This window comes from Pseudomonas sp. PB120, assembly GCF_009761815.1.
Lineage (GTDB): Bacteria > Pseudomonadota > Gammaproteobacteria > Pseudomonadales > Pseudomonadaceae > Aquipseudomonas.
In genome coordinates, this window is record NZ_RWIN01000161.1 from 1 (window position 1) to 21,280 (window position 21,280).

A 21,280-nucleotide genomic window follows, 5' to 3' on the forward strand; every position below is an offset into this window, starting at 1 on the left:
TGCTGTGGGTCTTGAACACGCCGACCGGCTTGCCGGATTGCACCAGCAGGGTCTCGTCGTCGTTCAGGTTGGTCAGGCTTTCGACGATCTTGTCGTAGCACTCCCAGTTACGCGCCGCACGACCGATGCCGCCATAAACCACCAGCTCTTTAGGGTTTTCGGCGACTTCCGGGTCGAGGTTGTTCATCAACATGCGCAGCGGCGCTTCGGTCAGCCAGCTCTTGGCGGTCAGCGTGTTACCGCGTGCGGCACGGATTTCAACGTCGCGCAGCCGAGTGTTTTGGGTGGTCATGGTTCACTCCTCATTCAGGGTTTGAAGGGTTGGGAAGCGCATCGCTGGGTGTGCGTCTGTGCTTATACCAACCTGTATGTACAAGTGAATGCAAGTGAAGGGCCAAAACGAAATATTTCGCAGCGTATAAAATTTATAAAATTAATAAAGTGTTTAAAAAACAAACAGATAGAATTTTTTGAAAAAAATCATAGGAAAGCGTGTTGCAGAAAAATTTGCTGCAACATTGAGATTTTTTGGTGCGGGGGAGGTTGATGGGTAACACTTTTGGTGCAATCAGCACGACTGATGTCACCTTTTTTCCACTCGGGGTTGTGGAGGTAACAGCGGCATCGAGCAGCAGGCGAGGGCGGCTCGAGATCAAAAAACCCTTAGTGGGAGCAAGCACCCACTAAGGGTCATCGTGTTACAGGCCCAGATCCGACAGGCCCGGATGGTCATCCGGCCTGCGACCCAATGGCCAACGGAATTTGCGCTCGCTTTCCTTGATAGGCAGGTCGTTGATGCAGGCAAACCGGTTGGCCATCAACCCGTTCTCATCGAACTCCCAGTTTTCGTTGCCGTATGAACGGAACCAATTGCCCGAGTCGTCGTGCCATTCGTAGGCGTAACGCACAGCGATGCGGTTGCCGGTGAATGCCCAGAGCTCTTTGATCAGGCGGTAGTCCAGTTCCTTGGCCCATTTGCGCGTCAGGAACGCTTTGGCTTCTTCGCGGTTGTGGGCGAACTCGGCGCGGTTGCGCCATTTTGTGTCCAGGGTGTAGGCCAGCGACACCCGCTGCGGGTCGCGGGAGTTCCAGCCGCCTTCAGCCAGGCGAACTTTTTCGATGGCTGATTCACGGGTAAAGGGCGGCAATGGCGGACGAACTTCAGTGTTAGACATTTAATGTCTCCCTGGAAAAGTAACGTTCAAGGTACGGCGTCGGGCTTGTTGAAAGTGTTACAGGTCCAATAACTTGCGCGCCATGCAGTGCGCATTATCGGCAGCCCTGTCATCACCCATGACAAGCGCCACGGTAATAGCGCCATCGATCAGGATCAGCAGCTGTCTGGCCAGCATCTCCGGGTCTGTTGCGCCATATTCGGTGCAAAGCTCGCACACGTAGTCGAGCAGTTTCTGTTTGTGTTCCCGGGCGACCTGGCGAACCGGGTCCTGCGGGTCGCCGGTTTCGCCGCTGGTGTTAATGAACGCACAGCCGCGAAAACCTTCCGAGACGAACCAGGCTTTCAGCACGGTAAACAAGTTCAGCAGGCGGTCGGCCGGGGTCGGGGCCTGATCGACTTCACTTCTGTACCAGTGCATCCAGCGCACGTCGCGGCGTTGCAGCGCGGCAACGACGAGCTCGTCCTTATTGGCGAAGTAACGGTAGATGCTTTTTCTGGAGACGCCGGCGGTTTTCACCAGGAGATCCATGCCCGTGGCGGAAATGCCACTTTTGTAGATCAACTTTTCGGTGACATCCAGAATGATGTCGCGTGTGACGTTGCTGGTGATTTCGTTCATGCGGTAGACAGTAGAACGTTCGTTCTTCATGGTCAAGAGTGTTTGGGTGTATCCGATGAAGGCGCCTTCGCGGGCAAGCCTCGCTCCTACAAGAAGCATTCGCTCAACTGTGGGAGCGAGCCTGCTCGCGATGAGGCCTTCACAGACACTAACAAGACCCAAGGCACGCCATGGTGTAAGCTCTCGGGTTCTTCGGATTCGACCCATTGCGAGCCCTATGCCGTCGCTTTTCAAACGCTCCTTACTGCCTAAACTGCGCAGTTTTCCGCTGACCGCCGATGCCGTCACCATCCTCTCTGGCGCTGCCGAATTTCGCCGTTGCCTGCTGGAAAAAATCGCCAGCGCAACCCGGCGCATCTATATCGTCGCGCTGTACCTGCAACAGGATGAGGCAGGGCAGGAAATACTCGACGCCCTGCACGCGGCCAAACTGGCGCGTCCGGAACTGGACGTGGTCGTGGTCGTCGACTGGTTGCGCGCCCAACGTGGCTTGATCGGCGCCGGCAAGCAGCCGGGCAACTCGGCCTGGTACCAGGAAGCAACCCGTACCCATGCCAGCGTGGTGCCGGTGTACGGCGTTCCGGTGCAGACCCGTGAGCTGTTCGGCGTGTTGCATTTGAAAGGCTTCGTGATCGATGACTGCGTGATCTACAGCGGTGCGAGCCTGAACAACGTCTACCTGCATAAATTCGACAAGTACCGCTACGACCGCTATCACCTGCTGCAAAACAGCGCGTTGGCCGACTCGATGCAGCACCTGGTCCAGCACGGCCTGGTCGCTTCCAAAGCGGTGCATCGGCTGGATTTGCCGAACTTGCCCACCACCCGCAGCCTTCGCAGCGACATCGGCGATTTGCGCAGCCGCCTCAAACACGCCGCCTACGACACCACGGCGGGCACCACCGACAAGAGCGGCCTGTCAGTCAGCCCGTTACTCGGTGTGGGCAAGAATAATCCGCTGAGCCGGGTCATTTGCGAGCTGATTGCCAGCGCCCAGCATCAACTGACGATCTGCACACCGTACTTCAACTTGCCGCTGGCGGTTACCCGGGAAATCAACCGGGCACTGGGACGAGGCGTGAAGATCGACATCATTGTCGGTGACAAGACCGCCAACGACTTCTACATTCCGCCCAGTGAACCGTTCAAGGTGATTGCCGCGCTGCCGTATCTTTACGAGATCAGCCTGCGTCGCTTTGCCAAGCGCCATCAAACGAGCATCGACAGCGGCAAGCTGAACCTGCACCTGTGGCGGGACGGCGACAACACCTATCACCTCAAGGGCATGTGGGTTGATCAACGCTACACTTTGCTGACGGGCAACAACCTCAACCCGCGAGCCTTCCGCCTCGACCTGGAAAATGCGTTGCTGATCGATGATCCGAAAGGTGAACTGTTGGTGCCGCGTCGCACGGAACTGGCGGAGATCTTCCAGAACACCACGCGCATCGAGCGTTATCAGGACCTGGAAACCCTGCCGGAATACCCGGCAGCGGTGGCCAAGTTTCTCAAGCGGGTGAGTCGGGTACGGATTGAGCGGTTGCTGTACCGGATTTTGTAAGTACGGGCGGTAGAGAGGGTAGTCCTCCGAAATGCCTTCGTCGGAACGCCGCCCGGACCAAGCCTCGCTCCTACAGGATTTTGTGTTGATCACAATTCCAATGAATGTAGGAGCGAGGCTCGCCCGCGAAGGGGCCCGCTAAAACGCTACAAACCTCAATTCAAACCCAATTTCCCACGCAACGTCGACAAATCTTCAGCCAGTGTATTCACCGGCCCGACCAGCGCCTTGCGGTCGTTTTCTTTCACCTTGTCGTAAGTCTCAAAACCGCCGTCCTTGGTTTTGTACTTGGCCAGCGTCTTGTTCACGGTGGCGAAGTTCTTGTCGACCTTGGCCAGGAACGCGGCGTCCTGTTTCGCGATCTGCGGACGGAACAGGTCGACGATTTTCTTCGCACCGTCAATGTTGCCCTGGAAGTCGTACAGGTCAGTGTGGCTGTAGCGGTCTTCTTCACCGGAAATCTTGGTCGCGGCGACTTCTTCCAGCAGCGCTGCAGCGCCACCGACCACTTTCTCAGGCGGGAAGGTCAGGCCCGCCACGCGTGCTTGCAGGTCTTTGACGTCCTTGTCCAGGCCGTCGGCCAATTCGCCCAGGCCTTGGGTGGTTTTTTCCGAGAACAGCGAATATTCGATGCGGTGGAAACCGGTGAAGTCTTCGGCTTTCACGCCTTTTTCGTGGTCGTCGACACGGGAGTCGATGGACGCATCGAGGTCACTGAACAGCTCGGCAATCGGCTCGATCGACTCGTAATAAACGCGGGTCGGTGCGTACAGTTTTTGCGCGGTGGCCAGGTCACCTTTTTTCACCGCAGCGGTGAACTGCCGGGTGTGGCTGGCCAGTTCGTCCAGTTGTTCGGTGACGTAGATTTTGTAGTCCGAGACCGGCCCCACCAGGTCCAGCGGCGCGGTCGCCGCGAACGCCGAAAACGGGGTGTTGAGCAAGCCTAGGGTCAGCATTAACGCGAGTGGCGACTTTTTCATGGGACGGTTCCGTGTGAGGGGTTTCAGGTATTTTTTGTTGGTTGAGTGGCGTCAAGCAGCGTGCGACCGATGAAATCCTTGTCGCCCGTGACACCCGGCAGGGTGAAGAAGTACCCACCGCCGACCGGCTTGAGGTATTCCTCGAGCGGTTCGCCGTTGAGTCGGGTTTGTACGGTGATGAAGCCTTTCTCCAGGTCGGCCTGGTAGCAGATGAACAGCAAGCCCATGTCCAGCTGACCGTTCTTGTTCACGCCGTTGGAGTAGTTAAACGGTCGGCGCAGGATCAGGTTGGCCTGGGTCGCGGCGGTGCGCGGGTTGGCCAGGCGGATGTGCGCGTCGAGCTTGGTCAGCTTGCCTTCCGGGTCCTTGGCGTAGTTCGGGACTTCGGTTTCATGGGCGCCGCCCATGGGCGCGCCGGTGCTTTTGACACGACCGAGAATGCTTTCCTGTTCCTGCAACGGCGTGCGGTCCCAGCGCTCGACGAAGTTGCGGATGATCCGCACCGCCTGATAGCTGCCGTTCGCCGCCCAGGCCGGTTCATCGCTGCCGGGCTGGACCCAGACGATGCTGTCCATGGTGTTGACGTTGTTCGAGTCGGGGTTGGCCGAACCATCGCGGAAACCCAGGAAGTTGCGGGCACTCTGCGCTGGCACACCGGGTTTGGCCGGTGCCTGTGGCGGCACGCTGCCTTCCTGTTTCCAGCGCACCAGTAGCAGGTCCGGCAGGTTCTTCACGATGTCGCGCAGGGCGTGGATGTTGGTGTCGGTGGTGTTGGCGCAGAACTGCAGGCTCAAATCGCCATGGCAGCAATCGGCTTCCAGTGCATCGTTGGGGAAGCCGACCATGCGGATCAGCCGTTTGGGTTTGGCGCCCGTCAGGCCGAAACGCTCATCGAACAGCGACTCGCCCACCGACACGGTGATGGTCAGGTTGTCCGGCGTGACCACCGGGCCGAGGATGCCCGAGTCCACCGGCGGCAATTTTGGATCGACCTGATTCACCGGGCCGCCCTTCATCAAAAACGCGATGCGCTCATTGAGGGTGCGGAACAGACGTTCAAGGTCTTCGCGGTCGCTGGCCAACACATCGAACGACACCAGCATGCCGGACGCCGGACGCGGGGTGACGATGCCGGTCTGGTGCTTGCCGTGGAATGCATGACGGTCTTCGGTTTTGTCGCTGCTCGGGGCTTCGGTCACTTGCGCGGGGCTGGCGGCCATCGTCGGGCAGCTCAAGGCCGAACCGGCCAGGGCCACGCCGGCCGCGCCCATGCCCATCAATACCCGGCGACGCTGAAGGTTGAATGGCTCTGAATCGTTCATCTGAAACTCGTCTTCTGCTTACAGGCCGGAAAGGCCAAGGGCGGGATCGATTCCATCGAGTAGGTCGGCCAGTGCCTTGGCCTTGTCGGAAATGTGCTTGCGTTGCTCGGCAGAAACCGTGTCGTAGCTCGCGTAACCGTCCTTGACCTTCAAGCCATTGAGTTCGGCGTCGAAGGCGGTGACGGCGCTGTCGATTTTCGGCAGCAAGTCGGCGGCGGACTTGCCTAGCAATGGGCGCAGCAAGCCGACGACTTTGCGCGCCGCGTCGAGGTTGGCGGCAAAACCGTTCAGGTCGGTGTGGCTGTAGCGTTCCTCTTCACCGCTGCTGGCGCGCACATCGGCGAGGGTGTTGAGGTTGCGCACCATAATGCTCACCAGTTGTTCCGGCGGCAGCGATTGGGCCAAGAGTTGTTGTTTGAGCGTGGTGACGTCGGTCGTGAGGCGCTGCGCAACCGCCGTCAGGCCGTCGAGATTGCGTTGCTGGAACAGTGCGTATTCGATCCGGTGGAAGCCGACGAAGGCCGGGTCTTGCTCGCGCTTCTCAAAATAGTCAGCGCGGGCATTGATCGTGTTGTCCAGTTCGGCCAGACGTTGAGCGGCCGGGGCCAACCGTTGATAAGCGGCGCGGGCCGGTGCGTACAAAGCTTGCGCCTGGGCGAGGTCGCCGGCCTCGATGGCTTGCCCAAGTGCCGTGACTGCTTTAATCAGCGCCGTGCCCTGGCTGCTCAGGTACACACGGAATTCTGACAACGGCCCGATGAACGTGACCAGCGACGGCTTCGCCTTGGCAGCGGCATCCGACGCGGCGGTCGGCATCACGTGCAAGGTGCCGCGCGGGTTGCTCAACAAGCCGCAAGTGATGGTGTAGTCGCCAGGCTGCAGGTTGGCGTTGATCACCTGGCTCAGGCCTGGCGCGATGTTTTCCCGCTCTTCGAGCACCAGTACGCCGTCGAGAATTTCCCATTCAACGGCGCGGTCCGAGCGGTTGACGATGCGAAAACTGGCGTGGCCCGCCGGGACGGTCAGCGCATTCGGCTCGCAGCTGTGCGGATGAATGTTTACCACGACTTCGTCATGGTGGGTCTGGCGCTTGGCCGCGGCCATTTTCGAGGCGTAGTAGAACAGGCCGCCGGCAGCGATCATCACGATCACCGAGCCGGCCACCGCCCAGCGCAAGGCGCGGGGAGGTGAAGCCTGGGGAGGGGCTTGATTTTGCATGGATGCCCTTAATGGCTGGAAACGGAAGAAGACTGCTTGGCCGCTGCCGGCGCGGGGAGGAAAAACATCACCAGCGCCACCACCAGATAAATCAGATACGCCCCGAGGGTGCTGACGGTCGGCGCATCCTGATAACCAAACATGCCGGCCAGCACCGAGCCCAACGGGCCGTCCATCGGCAACGTCGCGCTGAAGTCGAACAGCACGGTTTGCAGGTGATTCCAGACCCCGGCTTCATGCAGCGCCTGCACCGAGTTGGAAAGAATTCCCGCGGCCACGACGAGGATGAACAGCCCGGTCCAGTGGAAAAACGCGCCGAGGTTCAGGCGCATGCTGCCGGTGTAGATGAGGAAGCCGACAATGATCGCGAGGATGAGGCCGAGCAGGGCGCCAATCGGTGCCGCCGGGCCTTCGCTTTGCTGGAACACCGCGAGCAGGAAGAACACCGTTTCCAGGCCTTCGCGAGCCACGGCGAAAAACACCATGGCGATCAGCGCCGTGACCTGGTGTTTGGAACCGGTCAACGCGTGATCCAGGGACACGTGCAGCGAATGCTTGATCGAGCGCGCCACTTTGCGCATCCAGAACACCATCGAACTGAGGATACCGACGGCCACCAGGCCGACCACGCCTTCAAACAGTTCCTGCTGCTTCTGCGGGAACTCGGCGCTGACCAGTTCCAGGCCACCGCCGACCAGCAACGCCAGTGCCGCGGCCAGGAAAACACCGATCCACACGGCGGGCATCCACTGGCCACGGCCGGTTTGCTTGAGGTAGCTGGCGATGATGCCAACGATCAGGGCGGCTTCAATGCCTTCGCGCAGCATGATCAGGAAAGGGACAAGCATTCAGCACCGTGACGAATTAGATAGGGTGCTAATTTGTAACATAATGACACTCATTCCCAAATGGCAATCGTTGACATTTACCTGAACCTAACCTGAACGAACCTGAACATCACACGCCCCCTGTAGGAGCGAGCCTGCTCGCGATGGCGGTGTATCAGTCAACGACTTTGTTGAATGTATAACCGCCATCGTGAGCAGGCTCACTCCTACAGGGGGATCTGCGCCGGGCGGGCGGCTGCGGTAAGATGCCGCCACTCAAAACAAGAACAGGGCTACCGCGCTCAATGTCGGAAAAAGACACCATCTCCATGCAACTGGTGCGCGAAGCACTGGTGCAAAGTTGCGCCCCCGGTCAGGCCACCGACGAGGTGTTGAACAAGGTCGGCATCGATCCGGCCTTGCTGCAAACCACCGACGCCCGTGTCCCGGCCACCGCTTATGCGCGCCTGTGGCGCTTGCTGGCGCGGCGCGGCGACGATGAGTTTTTTGGCATGGACCCGCGCAAACTCAAATCGGGCAGCCTGGAATTTCTATGCCGTTGCTCGATGGTCCAGCCGAGCCTCGCCGCCGGGTTGACCTCCGGCCTGTCGTTCCTGTCGTTGATGCTCGAACACCTGCCCGCGCAGCTGGTTCGCCAGCAAAGCCTGGCCGAAATCGTCCTGTCGGAAGACGATCACAACCCGCGCCGCGCCTTCACTTATTTCACCTACTGGATGATCGTCCACGGTGTGGCCTGTTGGCTGGCGGGGCGGCGAATCCCGATCCTGGCCATCGAGCTGCGTTGCCCTGAACCGGATTTTTGCGATGATTATCAGGTGATGTTCTCCGAAAACCTGCGCTTCGACCGGCCACGCACGCGGATGATTTTCTCGGCGGATTGCCTGGACTTGCCGATCAAGCGCAGCCCTGAAGAGCTCAAGCGATTCCTGGCCCATGCGCCCGCGAATATTCTGGTGAAGTACCGCGACCCTGAAAGCCTGGCCAGTCGCATCAAACACGATTTGCGGCAACTGCCCGCCGAAACATGGCCGGAAACCGAGCCCTTGGCGCAACAACTGTGCATGTCGGCCTCGACCTTGCGTCGACGCCTGGCTGAAGAGGGGCAGACCTACCAAGGCCTCAAGGACAGCGTGCGCAAGGAGTTGGCCATCGTCTGGCTGGCTGAACCGAGTATTAGCTTCGCCGACATTGCCACGCGCCTGGGGTTTGCCGATGCCAGTTCGTTCTACAAGGCGTTTCGCAAATGGTCGGGTTCGAACCCGGGGCATTACCGCAGCCTGATTCTCAATGAAGCCGACTGAACGGGCAGGGCACGAGCGCGGCCACTGAGGCAGCATTGATCACGCTACCAGTCCCCCGGGCTGAAAAACCGGCCGCCAGAGCATCCGCCAGCCGAGCGGGGGCGATCACGCCGAGGGCCATCAGCGTACGGCTATCGAGCCCGGCAGGTTCTCCGTCGATATGGTTGACCAGCAGCGTGATGCTCGCATCCCGGCGCAGGATCGCTTCCACGCGAGTCAATTCGTCGGCCAGCGCCAGGTTGGCGGCCAACACTTCCACTGAGCGCCCGCTCTGATCGGTGATGCGCGCCGCGATCACCAGCAAATGTTGGCGGTCGCGGGCAATCAACGTCAGGTCATAGCCCTGATGCGCCAGACGCTCGGCACAGGCGATCCCGACGTTCGATGCGGCGCCCGTGATCACGGCGGTACCTCTTGAAATGAACATGCCGCGACCGCCACTGAAAGATTGATGCCTGCAGGTTAGAGAACGGGCGTGCGCCAGGTAAAGGTCGAAAAACCGACAAATCAGGCCTCCCACGAATGGCCCGATTTGTCGGTTTTTCGACGTATGCGCGGTGGGTCAGGCTCCTAAGATTGGGCTCCAACAGGCAATCACTCACGACCCACACTGGAGCTCTCATGAAACTGACCAACAATACGATTTTCATCACTGGCGGCGGTTCCGGCATCGGCCGAGCCCTGGCTGAAGCCCTTCATCAGCGCGGCAACAAAGTCATCATCGCCGGCCGTCGCGCCGGGCATCTGGATACCGTGACGGCGGCCAACCCCGGCATGGAGTCGGTGGTGCTGGACGTCAGCGATCCCAAGGACATCGCACGGGTAACCGCCGAGCTGATCCAGCGTTTCCCCGACCTGAATGTGCTGATCAACAATGCCGGCATCATGCAGTTTGATAACGCAGCGTCGAGCGTCGACGGAACGATGTTGATCGACACCATCTCCACCAACCTCTACGGCCCGATCCGCGTCACCTCGGGGCTGATCGAACACCTCAAGACCCGGCCCGATGCCGTGATCATCAATGTCTCGTCAGTGCTGGGTTTCGTGCCCATGGCCGTAACAGCGGTGTATTGCGCCACCAAAGCGGCGATTCACTCCTACACACTGTCGCAGCGCTACACCCTGCGCGATACCTCGGTGCGGGTGCTGGAACTCGCGCCACCTTGGGTGCAGACCGAACTGCTCGACAGCAGCGAAGAACCCCGCGCCATGCCGCTGGCTGAATTCATCGAAGAAACCATGGCAGTGCTGGCCACCGACGCCGATGAGATTCTGGTCGAGCGCGCCAAGCCGCTGCGGGCCGTTCCCGGGCCGGACGAGTTTGCCTTCGTCACCCAGTTCAACGATGCCTTGAACGCCGGCTAAACGGCACCGCGCGATGAACACCGTGAGCCTATACTCGCTGATCTTCAACACCTTCAGGGAGCCTGTATGCAGACCGTAGCATTGGTGGTCCGGCCGGATTTCCAGGTGATGAGCCTGGCGGCACTGTCTGCCTTTGAGTTCGCCAATAAGGCCGCTGGCGAGACGCTGTACGACATCAAGGTGTACTCCGAGCACGGCGGGCTGGTGCCCAGCTCGTTGTACACCTCGATCGACACGCAGCAATTCAAGGACACCGACTTCGACACGGTGCTGATCAGCGGCGCCATGGACCGCTCCTCGGCCTCGGCCGGGGTGCAGGCGTTTCTGGTCGAGGCCGCCGCCCGTTGTCGGCGGGTGGGCGCGCTGTGTGTCGGGGCGTTTGCCCTGGCTGATGCGGGTTTGCTCGATGGGCGTCGGGCCACCGTGCATTGGGCCCGAGCCCAGGAAATGCGCGACAAGTACCCGGCGATCAAGGTCGAGGAGGATCGCATTTTCATCATCGACGGCAAAATCTGGACGTCCGCCGGCATGACCGCCGCGCTGGATTTGACCATAGGCATGGTCGAAAAGGATTTCGGTACCAAACTGGCGCGCAGCGTGGCCCAGAGCCTGGTGCTGTATCACCGTCGCGCCGGCGGCCAGTCGCAACATTCGGCGATGTTGGAAATGAGCCCGACCTCGGACCGCATTCAACTCGCGCTGGAATTTGCCCGACGCAATCTGCACCGTGACCTCTCGGTTGAGGACCTGGCGGACGCGGCGTTCCTGAGCCCCCGGCAATTCAGCCGAAGCTTTCGCGCCGAAACCGGCAGTTCACCGGCCAAAGGCCTGGAAAACCTGCGCCTGGAAGCGGCGCGGTTGATGATGGAACAGGGCCGGCATTCGCTGGAGTCCATCGCCGCCGAAACCGGTTTTGGCGACCGTGAACGCATGCGTCGCGCGTTTTTGCGGGTGTTCGGCCAGTCACCGCAATCCATGCGTCGTGCGTTCGGGGATTCGCCAGCGCTCTGAACCTTGGCCAAACCAGTCAAGCAACTTGATAACTTTGACCATTGCTCCGATCCCCGCGCGGAGCGAGTATTTCCCTGGTTTTTACGGTTCCCCCAACCTAATAAAAATACAGAGGGATTCTGGCAATGCGCGATTATTTGTCTGCCACATCACAGTTCAATTATCAGCACACCGTCGACGCCGCACTCGCGGGCGATCTGACTGCCCTCAATGCCTGTGTCGAGTGTTGTGACCGGCATGCGTTGCCCGGTCGCATCGCGTTGTTCTGGGAAGGCCGCGACGGTGCCAGCGCGACGTACACCTTCACCGACCTGCAAGACAAAGCCGCGCGTTTCGCCAATTTCCTGCTCGCCCAAGGCGTGCGCAAGGGCGACAAGGTTGCCGGTCTGCTGCCACGTAATATCGAATTGCTGATCACCGTGTTCGCCACCTGGCGCATCGGCGCAGTGTATCAACCGCTGTTCACCGCGTTCGGCCCGAAAGCCATCGAACACCGGCTCAACTGCTCGGGCGCCAAAGTGGTGGTGACCGACGCGATCAACCGCCCGAAACTCGCCGAGGTGGCCGACTGCCCGACCCTCGTCACCGTCGGTGGCGCCAAGGGCCAAGGCATCGTGCGCGGCGATTTCAGTTTCTGGGCCGAGCTGGCCAACTACTCTGCTGAGTGTGAGCCGGTACTGCTGACCGGCGAAGATCCGTTCCTGCTGATGTTCACCTCGGGCACCACCGGCCCGTCGAAAGCGCTGTCGGTGCCGCTCAAGGCCATCGTCGCGTTCCAGAGCTACACCCGCGACGCCGTTGACCTGCGCCCGGAAGATGCGTTCTGGAACGTCGCCGATCCGGGCTGGGCCTATGGCATTTATTTCGGCGTCACCGGGCCGATGTCGATGGGGCATCCGATCACGTTTTACGACGGCCCGTTCACCCTCGAAAGCACCTGCCGGGTGATCAACAAATACGGAATCACCAACCTGACCGGTTCGCCGACGGCCTACCGTTTGCTGATTGCCGGTGGCGATGAATTCGCCCGCTCGATCAAAGGCAAGCTGCGCATCGTCAGCAGCGCCGGCGAGCCGCTCAACCCTGAAGTGATCCGCTGGTTTGCCGATAACCTCGGCGTGGTGATTCACGACCATTACGGCCAGACCGAGCTCGGCATGGTCCTGTGTAACCACCACGGCCTGCAGCATCCGATCCACATGGGCGCCGCCGGTTTTGCCTCGCCGGGCCACCGCATCGTGGTGCTGGACGAGGACAACAAGGAACTTGGCGTCGGCCAGCCGGGCATCCTCGCCATCGACCGTACCCAGTCGCCGATGTGCTGGTTTGGCGGCTATGAAGGCGCGCCGACCAAGGCTTTCGTCGGCGACTATTACCTGAGCGGCGACACCGTCGAATGGAATCCGGATGGCAGCATCAGCTTCGTCGGTCGCAGTGACGATGTGATCACTACCTCCGGCTACCGCGTCGGCCCGTTCGACGTTGAAAGCGCGTTGATCGAGCACCCTGCGGTGGTTGAAGCGGCGGTGGTCGGCAAGCCCGATCCGGAGCGCACCGAGTTGGTCAAAGCCTTCGTGGTGCTCAGCCCGCAATACCGCGCCGCGCCGGAATTGGCCGAAGAGTTGCGCCAACATGTGCGCAAGCGTCTGGCCGCCCATTCTTACCCCCGTGAAATTGAATTTGTCAGCGAGTTGCCGAAAACCCCAAGCGGCAAATTGCAGCGCTTTATCTTGCGCAACCAGGAAATCGCCAAGGCTCAAGAGGCCGCCGCGAAGAACGTTTCAGCTTGAATCCAAGGAAACAATGATGCAGATCGAAAACAAGGTTTTTCTCGTTACCGGCGGTGCGTCCGGGCTCGGCGCGGCCACGGCTGAAATGCTGGTCGCGGCCGGCGCCAAAGTGATGCTGGTGGACATGAACGCCGAAGCCGTTGCGGCGCAGGCCGAACGCCTGGGTGCGCAAAGCGTTGTGGCCGATATCAGCAACGAAGCGGCGGCCGAGGCGGCGGTGCAGGCGACAGTCAAAGCGTTCGGAGGCCTCAACGGCCTGGTCAACTGCGCCGGCATCGTCCGTGGCGAGAAAATCCTCGGCAAGAACGGTCCGCACGCCCTGGCCAGTTTCAGCCAGGTGATCAACGTCAACCTGATCGGCAGCTTCAACATGCTGCGCCTCGCTTCAGCAGAGATTGCCAATGCCGAGCCGGATGCCGATGGCGAGCGCGGGTTGATCATCAACACCGCCTCCGCGGCGGCCTATGACGGACAGATCGGCCAGGCCGCGTATGCCGCGTCCAAGGGCGCGATTGTCAGCCTGACCTTGCCCGCCGCCCGCGAACTGGCGCGCTTTGGCATCCGCGTGATGACCATCGCTCCCGGCATTTTCGAAACGCCGATGATGGCCGGCATGACCCAGGAAGTGCGCGACTCCCTGGCCGCTGGCGTCCCGTTCCCGGCACGCCTGGGCAAGCCGGCGGAGTATGCTCGTCTGGTGCGGCATATCATTGAAAACAGCATGCTCAATGGCGAGGTGATCCGTCTCGACGGTGCCTTGCGCATGGCGGCCAAATAAGGAGGATTTGTCATGACTATTTCCAACGATCCCATCGTTATCGTCAGCGCCGTCCGCACCCCGATGGGTGGCTTCCAGGGCGAGCTGAAAAGCCTGAGCGCGCCGCAACTCGGTGCCGCGGCCATCCGTGCCGCCGTCGAGCGCGCCGGCATCAAGCCTGAATCCGTGGAAGAAGTGCTGTTCGGCTGCGTGCTGTCCGCAGGCCTCGGTCAGGCGCCGGCACGGCAGGCCGCATTGGGCGCCGGCCTGGATAAATCGACCCGTTGCACCACGCTGAACAAGATGTGCGGCTCGGGCATGGAAGCGGCGATCCTGGCCCACGACATGCTGGTCGCCGGCAGCGCCGAGGTGGTGGTCGCGGGCGGCATGGAAAGCATGTCCAACGCGCCGTACCTGCTGGACCGCGCCCGCAGCGGTTACCGCATGGGCCATGGCCGTGTGCTCGATCACATGTTCCTCGACGGCCTGGAAGACGCTTACGACAAGGGCCGTCTGATGGGCACCTTTGCCGAAGATTGCGCCGAAACCAACAGCTTCACCCGCGAAGCCCAGGACGCGTTTGCCATCGCCTCTACGACCCGCGCGCAGCAGGCGATCAAGGATGGCAGCTTCAAGGACGAGATCGTGCCGCTGACGGTGACCGTCGGCAAAGAACAGGTACTGATAAGCAATGACGAGCAGCCGCCAAAAGCCAAGCTGGACAAGATTGCCTCGCTGAAACCGGCGTTCCGCGAAGGCGGCACGGTGACGGCGGCCAACTCCAGTTCGATCTCCGACGGCGCGGCAGCCTTGGTGTTGATGCGTCGCTCCGAGGCGGAAAAACAAGGCTTGAAACCGTTGGCGATGATCCACGGCCATGCGGCGTTTGCCGATACCCCCGGGCTGTTCCCGGTGGCACCGGTGGGCGCGATCAAAAAACTGATGAAGAAAACCGGCTGGTCGCTGGACGACGTCGATCTGGTCGAAGTCAACGAAGCGTTCGCCGTCGTCAGCCTCGTGACCATGACCAAGCTGGAAATCCCCCACGAGAAGATCAACGTCCACGGCGGCGCGTGCGCCTTGGGCCACCCGATTGGTGCGTCCGGCGCGCGGATCCTCGTGACCTTGCTCTCGGCCCTGCGCCAGAAAGGCCTGAAGCGCGGCGTTGCCGCCATCTGCATCGGCGGCGGTGAAGCGACGGCCATGGCCGTGGAATGCCTCTACTAGGCCAACCTTGCCCCTGTGGGAGCCAGCAGCCTGCTGGCGATGACGGTGTGTCATAAAAGTAGACATTGACTGACACGACGCCATCGCCAGCAGACTGGCTCCCACGAAGTCTGTGTCGTACCCCGGATTTTAAGGATTTGCCATGATTCCCAATGACGAACAACTGCAGATCAGCGAAGCGGCCCGGCAGTTTGCCCAGGAACGGCTGAAACCGTTCGCCGCCGAGTGGGACCGCGAGCACCGCTTTCCCAAGGAAGCCATCGGAGAGATGGCTGAGCTGGGCTTTTTCGGCATGCTGGTGCCGGAACAATGGGGCGGCTGCGACACCGGTTACCTGGCCTACGCCATGGCCCTCGAAGAAATCGCTGCCGGCGACGGCGCGTGCTCGACCATCATGAGCGTGCACAACTCGGTGGGTTGCGTGCCGATCCTCAATTACGGCAACGACGATCAAAAGGAGCGCTTCCTCAAGCCCCTGGCCAGTGGCGCGATGCTCGGCGCTTTTGCCCTGACCGAGCCGCAGGCCGGCTCCGATGCCAGCGGCCTGAAAACCCGGGCGCGCCTGGAAGGCGATCACTACGTGCTCAATGGCTGCAAACAGTTCATCACCTCCGGAAAGAACGCCGGGGTGGTGATTGTGTTTGCGGTGACGGACCCGAGCGCTGGCAAACGCGGGATCACCGCGCTGATCGTGCCGACCGATTCCCCGGGCTACACCGTCGCCCGCGTCGAAGACAAGCTCGGCCAGCACGCCTCGGACACCTGCCAGATTCTGTTCGAGGACGTGAAGGTCCCGGTGGCCAACCGTTTGGGCGAGGAGGGTGACGGTTACCGGATCGCCCTGGCCAACCTCGAAGGCGGGCGTGTCGGCATCGCCTCGCAATCGGTGGGCATGGCCCGCGCCGCCTTCGAGGCCGCCCGCGATTACGCCCGTGAACGGGAAAGCTTCGGCAAACCGATCATCGAACACCAGGCCGTGGCGTTCCGCCTGGCCGACATGGCGACCCAGATCGCCGTGGCCCGGCAGATGGTGCATTACGCGGCCGCGCTGCGTGACAGCGGCAAACCGGCCTTGGTCGAAGCTTCGATGGCCAAGCTTTTTGCCTCGGAAATGGCCGAGAAAGTCTGCTCGTCGGCGTTGCAAACCCTCGGCGGATACGGTTACCTGAACGACTTTCCGCTGGAGCGGATCTACCGCGATGTGCGGGTCTGCCAGATCTACGAAGGCACCAGTGATATTCAGCGCATGGTCATTTCGCGCAATCTTTGAAAAGGAGACTGTTTGTGAGTTACGAAACGATTTTGTTGGAAACCCACGGTCGTGTGGGCCTGATCACCCTCAACCGCCCGCAGGCCCTGAACGCGTTGAACGCGCAGATCGTCAGCGAACTGAACCACGCCCTCGATGGCCTGGAAGCCGATTCGAACATCGGCTGCATCGTGCTGACCGGCTCGAAAAAAGCCTTCGCCGCCGGCGCGGACATCAAGGAAATGGCCGAGCTGACCTACCCGCAAATCTACATCGATGACCTGTTCAGCGACAGCGATCGCGTGGCCAACCGCCGTAAGCCGATCATCGCCGCGGTCAACGGTTTCGCCTTGGGCGGTGGTTGTGAGCTGGCGCTGATGTGCGACTTCATCCTGGCCGGCGACAACGCCAAATTCGGTCAGCCGGAAATCAACCTCGGCGTGTTGCCAGGCATGGGCGGCACCCAGCGCCTGACGCGTGCGGTGGGCAAGGCCAAAGCCATGGAAATGTGCCTGAGCGGGCGTTTGATCGATGCGGTGGAAGCGGAGCGTTGCGGGATTGTCGCGCGGATCGTGCCAGCAGATGAACTGCTGGAAGAAGCGCTGAAAGTGGCCTCGCTGATTGCGAAGAAGTCATTGCCGATTGCAATGATGGTCAAGGAAAGCGTTAACCGTGCGTTTGAAGTGAGCCTGTCCGAAGGCGTGCGCTTTGAGCGCCGGGTGTTCCATGCCGCGTTCGCGACGCAGGACCAGAAGGAAGGGATGGCGGCGTTTATTGCCAAGCGTGAGGCGCAGTTCCAAGGGAAGTGATGTAGCACTTCTGAGGACGCTTTCGCGGGCAAGCCCCACATTCGGTTTGTGGCCGATCACCCCTGTGGGAGCCAGCCTGCTGGCGATGGCGGTGCAACAGTCAGCGAAGATGTTGAATGTGATGCCCTCATCGCCAGCAGGCTGGCTCCCACACAGGGTTTTGTGGCCGATCACAACTGCCCGGTTCAACCCGATCCCCTGTGGGAGCCAGCCAGCCTGCTGGCGATGGCGGTGCAACAGTCAGCGAAGATGTTGCATGTGATGCCCCCATCGCCAGCAGGCTGGCTCCCACATCGGGTTTTGTGGCCGATCACAACTGCCCGGTTCAACCCGATCCCCTGTGGGAGCCAGCCTGCTGGCGATAGCGGTGCAACAGTCAGCGAAGATGTTGAATGTGATGCCCCCATCGCCAGCAGGCTGGCTCCCACATTGGGTTTTGTGGACGATCATTAATACCCGGTTCAACCGAATACCCTGTGGGAGCGGGCTTGCCCGCGATGCTTTTGCCCTTCAATGCGTTCTACCCCAAATACCGCACGACGACCGCTTTATAGTTTCCGTCCAGCGAGTACCCGGCGACAACGATCTTGCCATCGGCCTGCACGGCCAATGACGTCGCGGTATCGAGGCTGCGGCCGAGACGGGTGCGCACCCAGCCTTTTCCCAGGCTTTCGTCCAGCAACCCGTCAGGCCGATATCGGCCCAAAATGAAATCCGCTTCAACGCCACCAATCGTTGCTCCGACCGCCAGCAGGCTGCCGTCCGCCAGGGCATGAGCGGCCGTCCACTGAGAACCACTGTGGCCGATTTCCAGCAATTGAGGCTGACCGCCGTTGCAATGCATGTCCGGACGGCCGTTGCTGTGGACTTTCAGCACCATGCAATGCATCGGGTCGCGGCTGCTGCCCACGCAGTGCACATCTCCGTTTTCGTGCTGCACGATCTGGCTGACCTGCACGCTGCGTCCCTGTGCATTGAAGGTCATGAAACCATCCACGGCAAAACTGTCGTCGAGCTGACCGTCAGGTTGATAGCGAGCCAGCAGGCCTTCTTCAGGAAAGTTGATCGACCCGCCCACCAGGATCCGGCCATCCCGTTGTACCTTCAGGCTGCTGAGCCAGGTGTTCATCAGCAAGTGCCTGACCACGACGAAACCGCGACCGTTGAAGGCATTGTCCAGAGAACCGTCGCCATTGAGCCGGATGAGAATGCCAGCGTGATCGGCAAGTTCGAAGTGATGGTTGGCCAGGAGCAGGATGCGACCATCGGCCTGTACGGACATCTCGCACGTCTCGGCGCCCGGTACGCCGGGTGGCAGCCAGGCATCGCGCAAACCCTGGGACAGGTTGCCCGGCAGGCGTACCACGCAGCGCCCGTGAGTGCCAAACCATTGGGCCGGGCGGCCCGCTTGATCGAACACAGCCAGGGCCGGAAGGGTGCGGTGCGCATTTTCGTAATGCAGGCCGGCCACCAGAATGTGGCCGTCGGGCAGTAACTGGACATTGCCCGCCATCGCCTCGAAGCCGCGTTCGAACTGCCCGATCACGCTGCCCTGATTACCAAATGACAGGTCTGCAGAGCCATCTTCCAACAGCCGGGCCAGGCCAAAGTGGCTGCCACCGGACATGCCGACCTTGGCGGCGACCAACAGCCGGCCGTGCGCATCAATCGTGGTCCCACAGGCCATGCTCGAGGTGCTGCCGGCGAAATACACCTGGGTTTTGCCATGGGCGGCGAACGTCGAATCGAGTTCGCCGGCGTCGGTCCGTGTGGGAGGTAAGGCAAAATCGGTCTGGATTGACATGCACGCAGCTCCTTGCGAGTCGTCCTGATCCAGTAGTGGCGTGGCGACTGTATAAGGACATCATTCAATCCTTGAATGATTTGATGCACAACTGTCACAACTAACAGGCGGAGGGTCGCGTTGTGCCAGAACAGTGTCTTTTCGAACCAATGGCAAGCGTGCCAAGTAGTTGGGATTATAAAGTTTGAATAAACGGCAGTCGTAAGTGCTGGCGGCGATAAAGAACCGTCAACTTACGACGTGGGGGAGGGTGCGGATTACTGCGCAGTAATCCGCCATATGATCAGTGTGGCATCGACCACGACTGGAGCGTGTAGCCTTCCTGACTCAACTCGGCGCGGACCTGATTGAGCAGGCTTTCGAGCTGATCCGGATCGGTATAGGCGCTGCTTGGAATGAGCTTGCGGCCTATACTGGTATTGGTCCGGTCGATCACGGTCAGGCTGAGTTCACCGTTACCATCCTGTGGTGCCCAGGCCACACACTGGAAAGGCTTGAAGGCGCAGTCGGCAATCAAAAGAGCTTCGTTGATGCGCAGCGGAGCGTTCATTGGGTTGTTCTCTCTGTATGCCCAATCAAGTGATGTTGCCGACGGTTGGGCGTACCGATCGGCTGGTTACTTGTACTGATGCCCGCAACCGGGGTCCGGGTCACACACAATCAAAAGAAATTTCAACTTTCTTTCATATACCCAAGTAAGAGCCCGCGTTTGAAAGCTGAATGAAAGGTTGACGCTCGATAGCCAACTAACGAACTTGCGCCTTATAACGCTTTGCGCAATAGCGCTATAGTCAATCGATACAAGCCGGCGTCAAATTCTTGCTAACGTTACAGCCAGATCCGCCAAATCACTGTTTTTAATAATATTTCATAGAATTTGGCGTCAAGGAACAGTCATGAACGAAGCGCCTGCCTTACGCCGTCTATTAGTGGTTGATCCGTGCGATGACTGCCATCGTCTGTTGCCGGGATTACGCTCCGTGGGTTGGGACGTTGACAGCTGCGCGCTGGAAAACGCCGGTGATCGAACGTGTGATGTCGGGCTGTTGCGATTGCAGCCTTTTCACCTGGAACGGCCGGATGCGGTCAAAGAGCTGATCAGCCGCAGCGGCACCGAGTGGATCGCCGTGCTAAACCAGGAAGTCCTGCGTTTGCAGAATGTCGGCGATTTTGTCTGCGAATGGTTTTTCGATTTCCACACCTTGCCGTTCGACGTCTCCCGCGTCCAAGTCACGCTGGGCCGTGCGTTCGGCATGGCCCGGCTGCGTGGCCAGGGCACCGTTCACATTGATCAGCCCGAGCACGAACTGTTGGGCGACAGTAAGCCCATTCGTGAGCTGCGCAAATTGCTGAGCAAACTGGCCCCCACCGAATCTCCGGTGTTGATTCGGGGTGAGAGCGGCACCGGTAAAGAGCTGGTGGCGCGGACCCTGCATCGGCAATCCCAGCGTCACAGCAAACCGTTTGTCGCGATCAATTGCGGGGCGATTCCCGAGCACTTGATCCAGTCCGAATTGTTCGGCCATGAGAAGGGTGCCTTTACCGGTGCCCATCAACGCAAGGTCGGGCGCATCGAAGCGGCCAATGGCGGCACGCTGTTCCTCGACGAGATCGGCGACCTGCCTCTGGAACTGCAAGCCAATCTGCTGCGCTTTCTGCAAGAAAAGCACATCGAGCGCGTGGGCGGCAGCCAGCCGATTCCGGTGGACGTGCGGGTACTGGCGGCCACCCACGTCGATCTTGAAGCCGCCATCGAGAAAAAGCGTTTTCGCGAGGATTTGTATTATCGCTTGAACGTGCTTCAAGTCGTGACTGCGCCCCTGCGGGAGCGCCATGGCGACTTGTCCATGCTCGCCAACCATTTTTCTCATTTCTATAGCCACGAAACCGGACGTCGCCCCCGCAGTTTCAGCGAAGATGCGCTCATCGCCATGGGCAAGCACGACTGGCCGGGTAATGTCCGTGAACTGGCCAACCGGGTGCGTCGCGGCCTGGTGCTGGCCGAAGGCCGGCAGATCGAGGCGCGGGACCTGGGGCTGATCAGTCAGCACTCCATCACTGCGCCGATGGGCACGCTCGAGGACTACAAAATCCGCGCAGAACGCCAGGCCTTGTGCGATGTGCTGAATCGCCATAGCGACAACCTGAGCGTCGCCGCCCGCGTCCTGGGGGTCTCCCGCCCGACCTTTTACCGCTTGCTGCACAAACACCAGATACGCTGACAAAACCTTCAACAAAA

At 60.4% G+C, this 21,280-nt stretch carries 19 protein-coding genes and 1 pseudogene; 10 read left to right on the forward strand and 10 right to left on the reverse strand.

What is annotated here, in order from left to right; genetic code table 11:
- From EJA72_RS28775 to EJA72_RS28785, 3 genes and pseudogenes are all read right to left on the reverse strand, one after another.
- Positions 1 to 292, reverse strand: a pseudogene (locus tag EJA72_RS28775) (urocanate hydratase); the annotation flags it as partial.
- A 406-nt stretch (positions 293 to 698) separates the two neighbouring features.
- Positions 699 to 1,175, reverse strand: coding sequence for a nuclear transport factor 2 family protein (locus tag EJA72_RS28780; protein WP_157715246.1), 477 nt, complete (start codon positions 1,173 to 1,175; stop codon positions 699 to 701).
- Positions 1,176 to 1,232: 57 nt separating this feature from the next.
- Positions 1,233 to 1,796 (reverse strand): TetR/AcrR family transcriptional regulator, encoded by a 564-nt coding sequence (locus EJA72_RS28785; protein ID WP_157715270.1) that lies wholly within the window; start codon positions 1,794 to 1,796, stop codon positions 1,233 to 1,235.
- Between the two features lie 217 nt (positions 1,797 to 2,013).
- Here EJA72_RS28785 and pssA point away from each other — a divergent pair, with 217 nt between their 5' ends.
- Positions 2,014 to 3,357 (forward strand): CDP-diacylglycerol--serine O-phosphatidyltransferase, encoded by a 1,344-nt coding sequence (pssA, locus tag EJA72_RS28790; protein WP_157715247.1) that lies wholly within the window; start codon positions 2,014 to 2,016, stop codon positions 3,355 to 3,357.
- Between the two features lie 155 nt (positions 3,358 to 3,512).
- On the opposite strand, the gene efeO (EJA72_RS28795) is transcribed toward pssA, so the two are convergent.
- Genes efeO (EJA72_RS28795) through efeU form a run of 4 tightly spaced genes read right to left on the reverse strand, consistent with a single transcriptional unit; the run spans position 3,513 to position 7,725 of the window.
- Positions 3,513 to 4,337 carry an iron uptake system protein EfeO gene (gene efeO, locus EJA72_RS28795; RefSeq protein WP_157715248.1) on the reverse strand — a complete coding sequence of 275 codons (825 nt, stop codon included), beginning with the start codon at positions 4,335 to 4,337 and terminating at the stop codon, positions 3,513 to 3,515.
- A 23-nt stretch (positions 4,338 to 4,360) separates the two neighbouring features.
- Complete coding sequence (gene efeB / locus EJA72_RS28800; protein WP_157715249.1) at positions 4,361 to 5,659, reverse strand: iron uptake transporter deferrochelatase/peroxidase subunit; 1,299 nt, start codon at positions 5,657 to 5,659, stop codon at positions 4,361 to 4,363.
- An 18-nt stretch (positions 5,660 to 5,677) separates the two neighbouring features.
- Positions 5,678 to 6,877: an iron uptake system protein EfeO gene (efeO, locus tag EJA72_RS28805; RefSeq protein WP_157715250.1), complete on the reverse strand. Its 1,200-nt coding sequence runs from the start codon at positions 6,875 to 6,877 to the stop codon at positions 5,678 to 5,680.
- Between the two features lie 8 nt (positions 6,878 to 6,885).
- Positions 6,886 to 7,725 (reverse strand): iron uptake transporter permease EfeU, encoded by an 840-nt coding sequence (gene efeU, locus EJA72_RS28810; protein WP_157715251.1) that lies wholly within the window; start codon positions 7,723 to 7,725, stop codon positions 6,886 to 6,888.
- Between the two features lie 284 nt (positions 7,726 to 8,009).
- Here efeU and EJA72_RS28815 point away from each other — a divergent pair, with 284 nt between their 5' ends.
- The gene (locus tag EJA72_RS28815; protein WP_157715252.1) at positions 8,010 to 9,026 is read left to right on the forward strand and encodes an AraC family transcriptional regulator; all 1,017 of its coding nucleotides are present in this window, start codon (positions 8,010 to 8,012) and stop codon (positions 9,024 to 9,026) included.
- On the opposite strand, the gene EJA72_RS28820 is transcribed toward EJA72_RS28815, so the two are convergent.
- Positions 9,010 to 9,453: an SDR family oxidoreductase gene (locus EJA72_RS28820; RefSeq protein ID WP_157715253.1), complete on the reverse strand. Its 444-nt coding sequence runs from the start codon at positions 9,451 to 9,453 to the stop codon at positions 9,010 to 9,012. The genes EJA72_RS28815 and EJA72_RS28820 overlap by 17 nt on opposite strands.
- Positions 9,454 to 9,647: 194 nt before the next feature.
- Between EJA72_RS28820 and EJA72_RS28825 the strand changes: the two genes are divergently transcribed.
- The 7 genes from EJA72_RS28825 (at position 9,648) to EJA72_RS28855 (ending at position 17,237) form a co-directional block, all read left to right on the forward strand.
- The gene (locus EJA72_RS28825; RefSeq protein WP_157715254.1) at positions 9,648 to 10,394 is read left to right on the forward strand and encodes an SDR family oxidoreductase; all 747 of its coding nucleotides are present in this window, start codon (positions 9,648 to 9,650) and stop codon (positions 10,392 to 10,394) included.
- A gap of 66 nt (positions 10,395 to 10,460) precedes the next feature.
- Entirely contained in the window at positions 10,461 to 11,405 is a 945-nt protein-coding gene (locus EJA72_RS28830) for a GlxA family transcriptional regulator (protein WP_157715255.1), read from the forward strand.
- Between the two features lie 125 nt (positions 11,406 to 11,530).
- Positions 11,531 to 13,195, forward strand: coding sequence for an AMP-binding protein (locus EJA72_RS28835; protein WP_157715256.1), 1,665 nt, complete (start codon positions 11,531 to 11,533; stop codon positions 13,193 to 13,195).
- 16 nt (positions 13,196 to 13,211) lie between these two features.
- A complete protein-coding gene (locus EJA72_RS28840; RefSeq protein ID WP_157715257.1) occupies positions 13,212 to 13,973 on the forward strand; it encodes an SDR family NAD(P)-dependent oxidoreductase in 762 nt (253 codons plus the stop codon).
- A gap of 12 nt (positions 13,974 to 13,985) precedes the next feature.
- Positions 13,986 to 15,179 carry an acetyl-CoA C-acyltransferase gene (locus EJA72_RS28845; protein ID WP_157715258.1) on the forward strand — a complete coding sequence of 398 codons (1,194 nt, stop codon included), beginning with the start codon at positions 13,986 to 13,988 and terminating at the stop codon, positions 15,177 to 15,179.
- Between the two features lie 142 nt (positions 15,180 to 15,321).
- The gene (locus EJA72_RS28850) at positions 15,322 to 16,449 is read left to right on the forward strand and encodes an acyl-CoA dehydrogenase (protein ID WP_157715259.1); all 1,128 of its coding nucleotides are present in this window, start codon (positions 15,322 to 15,324) and stop codon (positions 16,447 to 16,449) included.
- Positions 16,450 to 16,463: 14 nt separating this feature from the next.
- Positions 16,464 to 17,237, forward strand: coding sequence for an enoyl-CoA hydratase (locus EJA72_RS28855; RefSeq protein ID WP_178129630.1), 774 nt, complete (start codon positions 16,464 to 16,466; stop codon positions 17,235 to 17,237).
- A gap of 520 nt (positions 17,238 to 17,757) precedes the next feature.
- Here EJA72_RS28855 and EJA72_RS28860 read toward each other — a convergent pair.
- Together EJA72_RS28860 and EJA72_RS28865 are read right to left on the reverse strand one after the other, a co-directional pair.
- A complete protein-coding gene (locus EJA72_RS28860; protein ID WP_157715260.1) occupies positions 17,758 to 19,041 on the reverse strand; it encodes a hypothetical protein in 1,284 nt (427 codons plus the stop codon).
- A 283-nt stretch (positions 19,042 to 19,324) separates the two neighbouring features.
- Positions 19,325 to 19,591 (reverse strand): hypothetical protein, encoded by a 267-nt coding sequence (locus tag EJA72_RS28865; protein WP_157715261.1) that lies wholly within the window; start codon positions 19,589 to 19,591, stop codon positions 19,325 to 19,327.
- A 346-nt stretch (positions 19,592 to 19,937) separates the two neighbouring features.
- Between EJA72_RS28865 and EJA72_RS28870 the strand changes: the two genes are divergently transcribed.
- Positions 19,938 to 21,263: a sigma-54 dependent transcriptional regulator gene (locus EJA72_RS28870; protein ID WP_157715262.1), complete on the forward strand. Its 1,326-nt coding sequence runs from the start codon at positions 19,938 to 19,940 to the stop codon at positions 21,261 to 21,263.
- The last annotated feature ends 17 nt before the right edge of the window (positions 21,264 to 21,280 follow it).

Bases quoted from the DNA above. Each gene is read 5' to 3' on its own strand.
- EJA72_RS28820 (WP_157715253.1), bottom strand. From the start codon at position 9,453: ATGTTCATTTCAAGAGGTACCGCCGTGATCACGGGCGCCGCATCGAAC.
- efeO (WP_157715248.1), bottom strand. From the start codon at position 4,337: ATGAAAAAGTCGCCACTCGCGTTAATGCTGACCCTAGGCTTGCTCAAC.
- efeU (WP_157715251.1), bottom strand. From the start codon at position 7,725: ATGCTTGTCCCTTTCCTGATCATGCTGCGCGAAGGCATTGAAGCCGCC.
- EJA72_RS28835 (WP_157715256.1), top strand. From the start codon at position 11,531: ATGCGCGATTATTTGTCTGCCACATCACAGTTCAATTATCAGCACACC.
- EJA72_RS28840 (WP_157715257.1), top strand. From the start codon at position 13,212: ATGCAGATCGAAAACAAGGTTTTTCTCGTTACCGGCGGTGCGTCCGGG.
- EJA72_RS28845 (WP_157715258.1), top strand. From the start codon at position 13,986: ATGACTATTTCCAACGATCCCATCGTTATCGTCAGCGCCGTCCGCACC.
- EJA72_RS28830 (WP_157715255.1), top strand. From the start codon at position 10,461: ATGCAGACCGTAGCATTGGTGGTCCGGCCGGATTTCCAGGTGATGAGC.
- EJA72_RS28785 (WP_157715270.1), bottom strand. From the start codon at position 1,796: ATGAACGAAATCACCAGCAACGTCACACGCGACATCATTCTGGATGTC.
- EJA72_RS28865 (WP_157715261.1), bottom strand. From the start codon at position 19,591: ATGAACGCTCCGCTGCGCATCAACGAAGCTCTTTTGATTGCCGACTGC.
- EJA72_RS28850 (WP_157715259.1), top strand. From the start codon at position 15,322: ATGATTCCCAATGACGAACAACTGCAGATCAGCGAAGCGGCCCGGCAG.
- EJA72_RS28815 (WP_157715252.1), top strand. From the start codon at position 8,010: ATGTCGGAAAAAGACACCATCTCCATGCAACTGGTGCGCGAAGCACTG.
- efeO (WP_157715250.1), bottom strand. From the start codon at position 6,877: ATGCAAAATCAAGCCCCTCCCCAGGCTTCACCTCCCCGCGCCTTGCGC.
- pssA (WP_157715247.1), top strand. From the start codon at position 2,014: ATGCCGTCGCTTTTCAAACGCTCCTTACTGCCTAAACTGCGCAGTTTT.
- EJA72_RS28860 (WP_157715260.1), bottom strand. From the start codon at position 19,041: ATGTCAATCCAGACCGATTTTGCCTTACCTCCCACACGGACCGACGCC.
- EJA72_RS28870 (WP_157715262.1), top strand. From the start codon at position 19,938: ATGAACGAAGCGCCTGCCTTACGCCGTCTATTAGTGGTTGATCCGTGC.
- efeB (WP_157715249.1), bottom strand. From the start codon at position 5,659: ATGAACGATTCAGAGCCATTCAACCTTCAGCGTCGCCGGGTATTGATG.
- EJA72_RS28825 (WP_157715254.1), top strand. From the start codon at position 9,648: ATGAAACTGACCAACAATACGATTTTCATCACTGGCGGCGGTTCCGGC.
- EJA72_RS28780 (WP_157715246.1), bottom strand. From the start codon at position 1,175: ATGTCTAACACTGAAGTTCGTCCGCCATTGCCGCCCTTTACCCGTGAA.